This is a genomic window from Acinetobacter sp. YH16052 (genome assembly GCF_013417155.1).
Classification (GTDB): domain Bacteria; phylum Pseudomonadota; class Gammaproteobacteria; order Pseudomonadales; family Moraxellaceae; genus Acinetobacter.
On sequence record NZ_VPEO01000006.1, the window covers coordinates 90,976 to 104,287 of the forward strand.

Below are 13,312 nucleotides of genomic sequence, written 5' to 3' on the forward strand. Positions count from 1 at the left end.
AAGCCCATTCAAAACAAAAATACTTCTCTTTTTATCATCTTATAGATTGACTCATTTTTATTTTTCAATAAAAAACCCTTAGATCAGCTAAGGGTTATTGTTGATTAAATCATTGGTTGCAAATTAATAATGCGGTGGTCGGTCTGCAACCGGATCAAATTCTGCTATGCCTTCAGACAGATCTGAAGACTCAACACGTTGATATAACAGCGTCATTTGCTTTTTCAGGTCAGCAATTTCCAGGGTCTGTTTGGCCACCTGATCATTCAACTGTTCAACTAAATCGTCTAAAAATGCAATTCGCACTTGCAAATCTTCAATGGGTGCGGAAAATGACGCCTGATCATTTAGATTTTGTTGTTTAGTCATTTAAAGTCCTCATTGGGGATTTCAGGAAACATTATGGCCTATATTACCCTTAGGGATGTCCAACTTGCGTTTGGTGGACCCGCCCTGCTCGACGGCGCGAATTTTAACTTGGAACGCGGCGAACGAGTGTGTTTGATTGGCCGTAATGGTGAGGGTAAGTCTACCTTACTTAAGCTGATTGAAGGAAGTTTACTGCCTGACAACGGCGAAGTTTCATTACAAAACGGCATTACCATTTCCATGCTGGCGCAAGATGTACCGATGGATTCAGGTAAAGTGGCTGATATCGTGGCAGATGGCGCTGGTGAAGCGTCAGAAGTTCTGCGTGCTTATCATGCTGCCAGTGAAGCTTGTGTACTAGGTGACATGGACGCCTGTGATCGTATGGGCAACCTGCAACACAAAATGGATCAGCTGGATGGCTGGGCCCTGGAAACCAAGGTCAATTCGATTTTAAGCAAAATGGGCCTGGACCCGAATGCAGATCTTGCCAATTTGTCTGGTGGTCGTAAACGTCGTGTCTTGCTAGCACGTGCTTTACTTACCCAACCTGATGTCCTGTTACTCGACGAACCGACTAACCATTTAGACGTTGAAAGTATCGAATGGCTGGAAAAATTCCTGCTCGATCAAAATAATTTGACCCTATTGTTCATTTCGCATGACCGTGCCTTTGTCGATAGCATTGCTACCCGTATTGTTGAACTGGATCGTGGTCAACTGCGTAGTTATGAAGGTAACTATTCACGTTATCTAGACCTGAAAGCCCAGCAAATGGAAGCTGAAGAAAAGCAAAATGCGCTGTTCGATAAAAAGCTGGCTGAGGAAGAAGTCTGGATCCGTCAAGGGATTAAAGCCCGTCGTACCCGTAACGAAGGTCGTGTCCGTGCCCTAAAAGCATTACGTGAAGAATCTAGAGCACGTCGTTCGCAACAAGGTAAAGTGACGATGGCGACTCAGGATGCCAACCGTTCCGGCAAACTGGTGTTTGAAATTGAGAACCTGAGTGTGAAATTCGGTGACAATGCACCGATCATCAACAACTTCTCTGCACTTGTCCTCCGTGGCGACCGTATCGGTCTGGTCGGTGATAACGGTGTCGGTAAAACTACCCTCATTAAAGCCATTCTGGGCGAGCTAGAACATGGCGGTACGGTGAAGACCGGTACGCAGTTAGAAGTGGCCTATTTCGACCAGCTCCGTAATGCGCTGGATCTGGAAAAATCTGTTAAAGATAACGTCTCAGAAGGTTCTGACCACGTGGATGTGAATGGTAACCGTCGTCATATCTATAGTTATTTACAAGACTTCCTGTTCTCGCCGGAGCGTGCACGTACCCCAGTCAAAGCTTTGTCTGGTGGTGAGCGCAACCGTATCCTGTTGGCGAAACTGTTACTCAAGCCATCGAATCTGATTGTGATGGATGAGCCAACCAACGACCTGGATATGGTGACTTTAGAGTTACTGGAAGAGATGCTGGGTGGCTACAAAGGCACCCTGCTGTTGATCTCGCATGACCGTGCCTTTATGGACAACGTGGTAACATCCACTTGGGTCTTTGATGGTAAGGGCAATATTGACGAATATGTTGGCGGTTATCAGGATTATCTTGAACAACGTCCGGATCAAACCGTGGTTGACCAAAAAAGTGCCGTGAAAAAAGCCATAGCCAAAGCAGAAGCCGAGGCGGCACCGGTCGCTGCCAAAAAAGTTAAGCTTAGCTACAAGGACCAGCGTGCACTCGAGCAACTTCCTGCTGAAATGGAAGCACTGGAAAAAGAGCAGGCCGAGATCAACGCACAACTGGCTGATGGCTCTTTATTTGTGACTGATTCCGATAAAGCATTGAAACTTTCTAACCGTTTATCCGAAATTGATGAGCTGTTACTGGAAAAATTAGAGCGTTGGGAAGAACTGGACAACCTAAGTAACGGCTAAATATTCCCCGAGCTTTTACTAAAGCATCTGTATTCGTACAGATGCTTTTTTATTTCAATAATCTTCTCTGTTAGACTGCATTTAATCTTTTGGCCCTAAATTGTTTTATGAGTACTCAGCCTGCATATCAACCCGGTGAATTTCAATGGTCATTCCTGTTACCTCAATATTGGGGCAAATGGCTAGGCATTATTTTCCTGATGATTCTGGCGATCTTACCTTGGGCCATTCAGCATCGTCTGGCGTCCCTGCTGGGCCACCTTTCTTTTAAATACTTGAAATCACGCCGTGAAACCACGCTGCGTAATCTGGAAGTCTGCTTTCCCGAATGGTCTGAAAAGCAGGTACAGGACAATGCCCGTCAGGTATTTATCGATCAAATGCTGGGGGTGTTTGAGACGCTGAATGCCTGGTACAGTCCGAAATGGTTTCAGGGCCGCGTCAGTATTGAAGGCTTGGAACATATTCAGAAGGCACAAGCCGCAGGCCAAGGCATGCTGTTATTAGGCACGCATTCAACTTTGCTCGATGCGGGTGGTTATCTTTGCGCACAATATTTTGAACCGGATGTAGTCTATCGTCCGCAGAATAATCCACTTTTGGACATGCTGATTTACCGTTGTCGCGCCACAATTTATGCCAATCAGATTGACCATGATGATATGCGCGGTCTGGTACGTAACCTGAAAAATGGCCATGCGATCTGGTACAGTCCGGATCAGGATTATGGTTTAAAACAAGGCGTGATGGCACCTTTTTTTGGCGTGCCTGCGGCGACTGTAACCGCACATCGCCGTTTACTGAAAATGACCAAAGCGGCTGCAATTCCTTTATATTTCTACCGTCATGGCGATATTAACAATCCGCGCTACCATGTGCTCATTGAACCGGCACTGGAAAACTTCCCTAGTGAGAATGAAGTTGAAGATGCCACTCGCGTGAACCGGGTGATTGAGCAGCAGTTGCGCATCGCACCGACCCAATATATGTGGTTCCACCGCCGTTTTAAGACTCGCCCTGAAGGTTATAAATCAATTTACTAAATCGATTTGATCACGGAATTTGAAGGGCTATAGCTTAAAATCATGTTTAAGTAATTGAAATAATTTAACCCGAGCTCTACATCCTGTAAAACTCGGGTTAATGAGGTTGTGCTTTCACATATTATAATTCGTTCTGCTTTTTTGTGATTTCCCTTTCAGCATCATATCCATGATGTTTTCATTCAGCTTCGTCTTCCTTATGAGAATATCCTTTCTCGACTCCCTGTGCTGATAAACCTAGAATACCCAGATTCCCAACCCCTGCCCATTCGCAAGAAGCGTAAACTGTTGTAAGCAATATCGTACACTTTTCTTCTAAAAACCTATGAGATTTTGCCCCCTTCTTTATAAGCCAGGGCAACTTCATCAGTGACTATTTTTTCCTCTTTCTCTGCTTTCTGAATGCCCTCTTCAATGGCTTTTTGTGCTTCCTGCTCATCTTTATCAGTTTGTTCTAATTCTTCCTGAATATGCTCGAATACCCGACCGGTTTGTAAAACCAGAAAGACCGGAAAATGGTCAGAACCTACATGCGGTAAACGCTCCATGTGTACCAAGGCAAAATCGGTACTATGAAAGACGTGATCCAGCGACCAGCGGAAAAAAGGATAATCTGCGTGAAAAGTATTCACATAATGACGTCCTACCCGCGGATCCAGCAGCCCACTAATGCGTTGAAACAGGCGTGTGGTACGTGACCAGGCCACGTCATTCAGATCGCCCATGACGATACAGCTTTCATCCAGATCTTTAATCTGATCACCGACAATCAGCAGTTCAGCATCACGCAAGGTAGAATCCTTGGCCTCGGTCGGACTGGGTGGTTTGGGATGCAGACAGTAGAGCTGTACCGGTTGTCCTGAGCGTAAAATCACCGTGGTATGAATGGAGGGAATTTCATCACTCAGAATAAATTTAACCTCAGTTTCACTCAGTTCGAGCTTGCTATATAGATGCATGCCATACAGATTATCCAAAGGCACAGGCACGCGATAAGGATAATCAGCTTCAATCACCGAGAGTGCATTTTGCCAGTTTTGATCGGTTTCCAGAGTCAAAACCAGATCTGGCTGATGAATCTGGATCTGCTCGATCAGTAAATGATATTTGGTATTGGTAGTAAGTACATTGGAAACGACCAGGGAAATCTGACGTTGCGGATCCAGCTGATCCTGCTTGACCTGCTTGACCTGTTTTTTCCAGATAAAGGTATAGGGCAATACCATTTTCAACTGATAGGCCAAAGCTGCCATCAGCCCGACAAAAAGCAGCTGATTCAACCAGTTCCAGGGATGATCAACCAGAAGAAAAAGAATAAAGGCGATAAAGCCCAATACCAGAATTTGTAAGCGTGGAAAATCCGCACCCCGAATCCACCATTCATCGCGTGGTATCAGTGACCAAAAACTTAACCAAATGACAATGATTGCCAGAATTTGGATAACCCATATCATAAACTGCGCTCTTAATTAAGTTATTATTTTTTCTAAAAGAAAAATGACGTTATCAATTTTGTATGTATCATAAAGCAGATATTTCTCTCAAGAATATTGATGTTTTGATTGTGTAGCTCTTGCAGTTGAGTCCCTTTTTGGTACACTCGAATCCCTTTTGATTTTTTAACGCACCGAGGCAAAGTGACATGAAAGTAGGTCTGGTCGGTTGGCGCGGGATGGTTGGTTCCGTCCTTATGCAACGTATGGTTGAAGAGAATGATTTTGCTCATTTTGAGCCATTCTATTTCTCTACCAGTAATGCAGGCGGTGAAGCGCCGGCATTTGGCGGTAAGACCGCCCCAGCACTTATGGATGCATCAGACATTAACAGTCTGAAGCAAATGGATGTCATTATTACCTGTCAAGGTGGCGACTATACTTCTGAAGTTTTCCCGAAACTGAAAGCTGAAGGCTGGAACGGTTACTGGATTGATGCAGCATCGACTTTACGTATGGATGATGAAGCCATCATCGTACTTGATCCAGTGAACATGCATGTGATCAAAGACGGTCTGGTCAAAGGTACCAAGACTTTTGTCGGCGGTAACTGTACCGTTTCCTTGATGCTGATGGGCTTGGGCGGTCTGTTCCAGAACAATCTGGTGGAATGGGCAACTTCAATGACCTATCAGGCCGCTTCAGGTGCTGGCGCGCAAAACATGCGTGAACTGATCAATGGTATGGGTTATTTGTATAACAATACCAAAGAGTTGCTAGATGATCCGCGTTCTCCAATTCTGGATATCGACTCTAGAATTGCTGAATTACAACGTGGTGAAGGCTTCCCGTCTGCAAACTTTGGCGTGCCTTTGGCTGGCTCACTCATTCCTTATATCGACAAGCAGCTGGAAAGCGGCCAGTCGAAAGAAGAATGGAAAGGTCAGGTTGAAACCAACAAGATTCTGGGCAACCAGCAGATCGTGCCAATTGATGGTCACTGTGTGCGTATTGGTGCTATGCGTTGTCACTCTCAGGCATTAACCCTGAAATTGAAAAAAGATGTACCTTTGGATGAAATCGAAGACATCATTGCACGTGCCAATGACTGGTCTAAAGTGGTTCCAAATACTCGTGAAGCATCAATGACTGATCTGACGCCTGTTGCTGTAACAGGTACTTTAAGCGTTCCAGTCGGCCGTCTGCGCAAGCTGAACATGGGTAAAGAATATCTGGGTGCGTTCACTGTAGGTGACCAGTTGCTTTGGGGTGCGGCCGAGCCGTTACGCCGTATGCTGCGTATTCTGATTGATTATAAAAATGCCTAATATCCTGTGGATATAAAGCCAAAAGCCGATCTTTATTGATCGGCTTTTTTATGTAACTATTGCGTAAGTATTTTACAAAAAACAAACATCCCGTTAATCTATAATTTTCGCTATGCGATAATGACTGAGCTCACGATTAAGATGACTGTATATAACAAATTAAAGCTTGCCATTTTTGCCATTGTCGCTTCACAAAACATTTATGCGATTAATGTAGATCCGGTTCAGATTCAGTCTGCCCCTGGGGAATTACTCTATGCAGAAATGACTTTTCGGCAGTCTGATATCAATTTGCCGATTGAAGTCAGTCTGGCTTCACCTGAAGATTTAATGTCAATTGGTGCATCGCATCAGCCACCTGGTCATCTGAACTTTTTTACCCGGCGCAGCAATAACGGCACCGGGGTCATTACTATTACTTCTTCTCGCCCCATGACAGAACGCGAGCTGAATATTATTGTCAAAATCAAGGAAGGCAATGCTGCACGTCTGCAACATATCCGTACGCCCTTACAAGCTAAAACCGATTTATTAAAAGCCAGTCTCAAACAGAATGAACGCCCGCTTGCACCAGTTGTCGTCGTCAGCGAAAAAGATATTGCACTCAACTTACCTGTAAGTAGCCATTACAGTACAACAGCTTCCGCAGTCTCAAATAAGCCACCGGTGTTAGAAAAGCCGTTGGCATTGCAACGCACAGCACCACCTGCATTATCGAACACTTCCATTCCTAAAACTGCATTTGCGCCAGCTATAATGACATCAAGTCCAGCGATTCAGGCGCAAGCGATTGCGCCTGTGCTTAAAAGCGAGGCTGTAACTGCACCCGATACTCAAGCCCCAGTTAAAACTGCAGCGGCGCTTTCAGATTCAGTAAAGACCTCACAAGCCACTCTTGCATCGCCGGCTCCTGCAGCAGTCTCGACTACAGATAAACCAGCTAGTACGATGCCAGCAAATCAAAGCGCATCAGTACCAAATAAAGTAGATGTGCAGAAAGCTGTAGAGTCCCGTTCTGATCATCAAACCGCCTCCAGTGATCCATTGGTGAAAAAATTTGCTGAGGAACAAGCCAGAAAATCAACTGGATCATCCAATCCGGTGAAAACTCCAGCTCCAGTGACTGCAAAAGCTTCACCAATCAAAGCAACTCCGAATCAGACTCAACCTACTTATGTCGTTCAATCCAATGAGTCACTGTGGGGGATTGCAGCACGAATTGCCGAACAGCAGCAGCGTCCGGTCAATGAAGTCATGCAGCAAATCAAAAAACACAATGAGCATGCCTTTATCGGAGGAAATGCCAATCGTCTACGCAAGGGTGCTTCATTGAACTTAAATACGACTCATCCTGCACCTGCACCTATTAAAGTCACTGCGGCAAAGCAAACCGAGCTACCATCTAAGCCTACTGGCAAGACTAAATACCGTTTGAATCAGGCAGAAATGAGCCTGGTGGCTGAGAACCAGCGCGAATCCGGGCAAGTTTCTGCAAACCAGAACACAGAACGCAATCAAACATCAAAGGAATTGTCATTAAAAGTTATGACAGCCCGAGAAAAAACCGTTAAATTACAGAGAAACGTAACTGAATTAGAATTGGCACTCAATCAGAAGGATCACAGAATTCAGTTATTAAATGCGCGTCTGGCCCAGCTACAACAACAGCTCAAAGCCCAACAAGCAGATAAGAAGCCAATTAATTAAAAAGTTACACATGACGATTTATTGGGATAGGCGAACTTAAACTACTCTATCCCCAAGGGGTAAAACATGCTGATTTATGTGATTCCATTAGTGATATTGATCATCGTATTAATTGTCTTTAAAAAACGACAAGATGCTCAAGAATCAGATAAAGCAAAAACTAAAACGGTAAAAGCGAAAAAAACTGGTTCTGCGTCAAAAGCTGCTCCACAAAGAACCAAGGTAGTGGAGCCAGTCGGGGTCACAAAAAAATCAGCAACACCATTATCGGCAGAAACACGCAAGAAAATTGAAGGCCTAATTCAGGAACGTAATTTTTTTGCGGCCGAAGCACAGATTAACCAGGCACTGAATCGGGATAATTCCCAGCATGAACTCTATCTGCTGTTATTGGATATTCATATCTTACAGCAAGATGATTTTGCGATTACCCAACTGATTAATCATATTCGTGCTCTGAAAATCGATGAAATTCTCTCTCAGGCTGAAGAAAAAAGAAGCGCCTATGAAAGAGAAAAATCAGTTAAACCAGATCCAGTTTCTAAGTCTGTTGTTCCCGCATCGAATACAAGTGATTTTGATGAATTGAGTCTTACATCACTTCCTGTGGATACAAAAGCTGGTTTAGCATTCGAGCAACTACAACAAGAAAGTGCGCCAGTTAAAGAAGAACCAGCACCTCTTGAATTTAATTTTAAGCCGAGTGCTGCACCTGCCTCAACCAGCGCAACAAAGACTGAGCCTGAACAAGACAACAGTTTTGACTTTAATCCAAAGAGTAGCTTTACTCAGAGTGTGCCGACTGAATCAGCACCAGTAGTGGTTAATGAAGTTCAGTTTGACTTTGAATCTTTTAAAGTAGAGCCAACAACGTCAGAAATTTCTTCTGTAGCTTCTGATCGTCTAGAAACAGATTCTGAAAATAAAACGAATCTTAATCAGATTCCTGATTTTGATCTCAATTTAAGCACTAATAATGAACAGTTACCGGCTAGCGATGAAGAAATCAAGCCTCTAGATTTTTCATTCTCACTTGACACACCTGTACCAGCAGCTGAGAAAATTGCGGTACCAGCGACTGAGTTTGATCTGTCCAGTTTGACAGCTGCAGCACCTGTGACAGAACCAACGCCACAAACCAATCTATCAAGCATAGATTTTAAATTAGATCATTTAGAAACCACGCCAGAAGCACCTGCTGCGACAGCGATGAATTTCGATCTTCCTGCTACGCCAGCTCACACAGTGATAGACCAGCATGATCCACTCCTGCAATCTTTCCCGGAATTACTGGATGTTAATGAAGCAGGTCTCAATCTTGATCTTGCCCAGCAATATATTCAACTCGGTGCCTATGCCGCTGCCCGTGAAATTATTGCCGAGCGAGAAGCTGAATATACTCCTGAACAACAGCAACGCGCAGAGCAATTACTGAATCAAATCGCATCTTGATGCATTTCGATTTACACTAAAGCAGTCAATAATTGGCTGCTTTTTTTATGATAAAAAATATTGCATTAATTTATATGGGTGGCACATTCGGCTGCGTGGGAGATCCTCTTGCACCGATGCCTGCTGATTTATTTATTCCAAAGCTCGAACAGATACTTGCAGAGCAGTATTTCGTCGAATGCCATCATGCACCCGCCATTAAGGACAGTAGTGCCTGTACAGCAACCGACTGGTTGCAACTGGTACAGTTTATTCAGCAATTGCAATCGCGGCAGATCCAGCATTTTGTGATTATTCACGGTACAGATACGCTGAGTTATGCCAGTGCAGTACTGGCACATTTTATTGGAAACTCGGCGCATGTAGTACTGACCGGTAGCCAATATCCGCTGCTGAATGCTCAAGGCAATGAACAGCGTGAATTTAGCGATGCCCTGGATAACCTGAAATTTGCACTAGATTCCGTCAACGAATGTAGCGCCGGGGTCTATCTGGCGTTCCATCATCAGCTGCTACATGCGCAAACTGCACTGAAACAGCATACTACTGAGTTAAATGCCTTTTCCGGTCTTGAGGCCAATATTGCAATCCAAACCAGTCAAGCGTGTTATCAGATCAAAGCTGAAGATATTACGAAAGCGACTGAATTCAACTGCATGAGCATCATGATGCAGCCAGTTGATCTGACCCAGCAGCTGAATAACCTGAACAACCTCTTGGCTCGACCACCACATTTTTTATTTCTGCAAGGTTTTGGCACTGGCAACCTGGCGGTCAATGACGCCATGATTGCACTCATTGATCAACTCTATGAGCAGGGCTGTATTTCCGTCTTGACCACCCAAGTGCCTTTTGGTGCGACGGATCAGCGCTATGCTATTGCCGAATGGGTCAATCATTGCAAAATTTTGCTGAATGAAAGTTATGGACATGCGGATCTGTATGCAAAAGCTCTAAAAATGTATTTACAATACGACACTGTAGAGCAATGGCATCGTCATTGGTACGATCAATAAGGTTTTGAGGTCATTATGCAGCGTTTTGCGGTGGGAATTGAGTTTTGTGGGATGCATTATCGGGGATGGCAGACTCAACAGCCGGGAGTTGCAAGCGTACAGGAAACCATTGAGAAGGTTCTGAGCAAAGTTGCCGATCAACCGATTAGCCTGCATGGTGCTGGTCGTACGGATGCGGGTGTCCATGCCACCAATATGGTGGCACATTTTGATACGGATGCCGTGCGTTCTGAACGTGGCTGGCTGATGGGCTGCAATAGCCAACTCCCTAAAGACATCTCGATCCAGTGGATCAAAGAAATGGATCACAGCTTCCATGCCCGTTTTAAGGCACAGGCGCGCCGCTATCGCTATGTGGTCTACAACCACCCTGTACGCCCGGCATTGCTGCATAAACAGGTCACCCATGTCTATGCACCGCTTGATGTTGAACAGATGATATACGCCGCGAAAAAGTTTGAAGGCACGCATAACTTTGAAAGCTTCCGCGCCGCAGCCTGTCAGTCCAATCAGCCCGTTCGTCATGTCAGCCATTGCCGCCTGATTCAGCATGGTCAGTATCTGGTACTGGATATTCAGGCCGATGGCTTTCTGCACCATATGGTGCGCAATATCATGGGATGTTTATTGGAAATTGGTCAGGGCATGTATGCTGCCGATCATATTGATACTATCTTCGCTGCCGAAGACCGTAAAGCTGCTGGCGTGACCGCACCTGCAGATGGTTTGTATTTTATTCATGCTGATTATCCGGCGCAGTTTGAATTACCTGAATTACCCTTAGGTCCGCACTGGCTGAATATGCCGGAATAGTTTTTAAATTTTTTAGAATATTTACCTCCCCTAACCCCTCCTAAAAGGAGGGGAATTCCTCCCTTTTTTAAAGAGAGGTTAGGAGGGATTTTTAACGCTGCTTCCGCTTCCGATATTCCACTGGCGTTTCATTGGTCCAGCGTTTAAAGGCACGATAGAAGGTACTTGGCTCGGAAAAACCGGTCAGATAGACAATCCGCTCGACGCTCTCATTGGTACTCGCCAGCAAACGCTTGGCCAGACGACAGCGATAATCCGAGAGAATCTGCTGAAAGCTGGTATGTGCCTCACTCAGTTGTGTTCTCAAACGGCGTGGCGTGATGTTCAGCTGGGCTGCCACAGTTTCTAGCGTGGTTTCGCCACTCTCCAAAGTAGAGCCGATTGCACGACGTACTTCACCGACCAGATCATATCTTGCCAGTTCCTGTAGCTTTTCAATGGCCAGTTGCTCATGCAGCTGCAACAGCTCAGGTTCAGCCTGCCACAGCGGATATTCCAGGATAGTCGGATCGAAATACAAACGAGTTTCTTTCTGACCTAGACTGACCGGACACTCATAAACCCGGAAGTATTCATCATCAGGTGCCCCTTTATAAAAATTAAAATCGATATAAATCGGCTCAAAACGCCCTTCGGTAATAAATTTAAAGAAACGCAGTACACCTGACATAGCACATTCAGTAAAATGACGATTGACCAGACTCTCAGCAAAAGGCTGTTCACCATTGGTTAAATAGCAGCGATCATCTTCAATCACTAATTTGGCAGCAAAGGCATCGCTGATCAGTCGCTGATAAGCCAAAGCACGTTTCAGTCCCTCACCAAAATTTTCAGATGAAACAAACAGGTGTTCAATGACCTGACCACGATAAAGTGGCAGGTGCTCACCCAGATGCAATCCAATGTCTGGGTCCTTGCTGACTTCCTCTGCCGCCACCCAAAAGGCATATTGGGCACTCAGCGGGGTACGGTCATTGGCTTCCACCTGATTTAAAGCCACTCCTGCTTTGGTCAAAAGTTCTTCTGTTGGCAACCCCGCACGACGAATCGCCTGATAGCCTAAACGCAATACGACTGATGCATCCGTTAGCTGACTCACTCAAAAGCCTTCCTTGTATGTACTTCATTTATACTTAAAAAGATTAATTTTAGATTAACTGTGATTGACCAAACTGACAACAGAAACAGGTGTCTTTTTAGTTAAAAAAATTATCGTGACAGTTCGCCTATTTTACTGGCAGATGATCAGTCTAACGCCCGTTTCGTCTTGTATTTTGCAAAAAAATTGACTATAATTTGCGCCTTTCCAATTTATTCATTCAGGTAGGCTATGGCCAATAAAGAGGAACTCATCGAGTTCGAAGGCGTTGTCACCGAGACGCTTCCTAATACTATGTTCCGTGTACGTTTAGAGAACGGTCACGAAGTGATTGCCCACATCTCTGGTAAAATGCGTAAACACTATATCCGCATTTTAACTGGCGATAGTGTGAAGGTTGAAATGACACCTTATGATTTGACTAAAGGTCGTATCACATATCGTGCACGCTAAGTTTTAGCGCAAGCAAAAGCCACTTTTAGTTAGTGGCTTTTTTATTACTTGAATTATTTATCAATCAATAAAATAATTTGACACAGATCCATAAATTCACGACTATTCATTGAATTAAAAACAACATGTATAAAAATAATAAATATGAAATGCTTACCCCTACTTTCCAGCTTGTTTCTCGTTGCGTGCGTTACCGGCGGCAATCAGCATCTGCATCAGTCTCTACAACCTTATGTGGGTCAAACTGCAGCACAGGTTCGTAGCCAGCTTGATCTTCGCGCAATGGGATTCAAGACCTCCCAGCAACCGATTCAAACCGCAGAATCTCTCAGCTACACTATTTTTCGGGAGATGAATATTCCGATGGGCACGCCGAATATTAGTCAGAGTATCTCGATCGGTGCACCAATGCCGATGCCCTCAAATGGTGGTTATAACATTGAGATGAAATGCCAAATCTGGTTTGACCTAAAAGATGAAATTATTCAAGCCATCCGCTATACCGGTAGAGCTTGCTAAGCTGTACTCATCGAGTTCAAAGCCTGGATCGGATTAAATCAGGAATCAACCTCACCACGCTAAACGTCTACCGTGTATCAAATCACAACAGTATTTTTGCATGGAATGCGCTTACACTCATTTTATTTGGTGTGAGGATAAC

At 44.6% G+C, this 13,312-nt stretch carries 12 protein-coding genes; 9 read left to right on the top strand and 3 right to left on the bottom strand.

What is annotated here, in order from left to right:
* Nucleotides 1–123: 123 nt before the first annotated feature.
* Entirely contained in the window at nt 124–369 is a 246-nt protein-coding gene (locus FTV42_RS06010) for a SlyX family protein (RefSeq protein WP_004278477.1), read from the bottom strand.
* A gap of 33 nt (nt 370–402) precedes the next feature.
* Here FTV42_RS06010 and FTV42_RS06015 point away from each other — a divergent pair, with 33 nt between their 5' ends.
* Together FTV42_RS06015 and FTV42_RS06020 are read left to right on the top strand one after the other, a co-directional pair.
* Nucleotides 403–2,307: an ATP-binding cassette domain-containing protein gene (locus FTV42_RS06015; RefSeq protein WP_180037980.1), complete on the top strand. Its 1,905-nt coding sequence runs from the start codon at nt 403–405 to the stop codon at nt 2,305–2,307.
* Nucleotides 2,308–2,414: 107 nt separating this feature from the next.
* Nucleotides 2,415–3,350, top strand: a complete 936-nt coding sequence (locus FTV42_RS06020) for a hypothetical protein (RefSeq protein ID WP_005261737.1) — start codon at nt 2,415–2,417, stop codon at nt 3,348–3,350.
* Between the two features lie 323 nt (nt 3,351–3,673).
* Here FTV42_RS06020 and FTV42_RS06025 read toward each other — a convergent pair whose 3' ends face one another.
* Nucleotides 3,674–4,804, bottom strand: a complete 1,131-nt coding sequence (locus tag FTV42_RS06025; protein WP_180037982.1) for an endonuclease/exonuclease/phosphatase family protein — start codon at nt 4,802–4,804, stop codon at nt 3,674–3,676.
* Between the two features lie 188 nt (nt 4,805–4,992).
* Between FTV42_RS06025 and asd the strand changes: the two genes are divergently transcribed.
* The 5 genes from asd to truA all read left to right on the top strand — a co-directional run bounded on the left by asd (nt 4,993) and on the right by truA (nt 11,099).
* Nucleotides 4,993–6,111, top strand: a complete 1,119-nt coding sequence (gene asd / locus FTV42_RS06030; protein WP_004647391.1) for an aspartate-semialdehyde dehydrogenase — start codon at nt 4,993–4,995, stop codon at nt 6,109–6,111.
* A 120-nt stretch (nt 6,112–6,231) separates the two neighbouring features.
* Nucleotides 6,232–7,818: a hypothetical protein gene (locus FTV42_RS06035; RefSeq protein ID WP_180037985.1), complete on the top strand. Its 1,587-nt coding sequence runs from the start codon at nt 6,232–6,234 to the stop codon at nt 7,816–7,818.
* Nucleotides 7,819–7,884: 66 nt separating this feature from the next.
* A complete protein-coding gene (locus FTV42_RS06040; RefSeq protein WP_180037987.1) occupies nt 7,885–9,270 on the top strand; it encodes a fimbrial protein FimV in 1,386 nt (461 codons plus the stop codon).
* 47 nt (nt 9,271–9,317) lie between these two features.
* Nucleotides 9,318–10,286 carry an asparaginase domain-containing protein gene (locus FTV42_RS06045; RefSeq protein ID WP_180037990.1) on the top strand — a complete coding sequence of 323 codons (969 nt, stop codon included), beginning with the start codon at nt 9,318–9,320 and terminating at the stop codon, nt 10,284–10,286.
* 15 nt (nt 10,287–10,301) lie between these two features.
* Nucleotides 10,302–11,099, top strand: a complete 798-nt coding sequence (gene truA / locus FTV42_RS06050; RefSeq protein ID WP_164543043.1) for a tRNA pseudouridine(38-40) synthase TruA — start codon at nt 10,302–10,304, stop codon at nt 11,097–11,099.
* Between the two features lie 91 nt (nt 11,100–11,190).
* Here the strand turns inward: truA and FTV42_RS06055 are convergent, their stop codons facing one another.
* On the bottom strand, nt 11,191–12,198 hold the full coding sequence (locus FTV42_RS06055) for an AraC family transcriptional regulator (RefSeq protein ID WP_005107962.1): 1,008 nt from the start codon (nt 12,196–12,198) through the stop codon (nt 11,191–11,193).
* A gap of 231 nt (nt 12,199–12,429) precedes the next feature.
* Between FTV42_RS06055 and infA the strand changes: the two genes are divergently transcribed.
* Both infA and FTV42_RS06065 read left to right on the top strand, forming a co-directional pair.
* Complete coding sequence (infA, locus tag FTV42_RS06060) at nt 12,430–12,651, top strand: translation initiation factor IF-1 (protein ID WP_001284370.1); 222 nt, start codon at nt 12,430–12,432, stop codon at nt 12,649–12,651.
* A 138-nt stretch (nt 12,652–12,789) separates the two neighbouring features.
* Complete coding sequence (locus FTV42_RS06065) at nt 12,790–13,170, top strand: hypothetical protein (RefSeq protein WP_180038071.1); 381 nt, start codon at nt 12,790–12,792, stop codon at nt 13,168–13,170.
* Nucleotides 13,171–13,312: the final 142 nt, after the last annotated feature.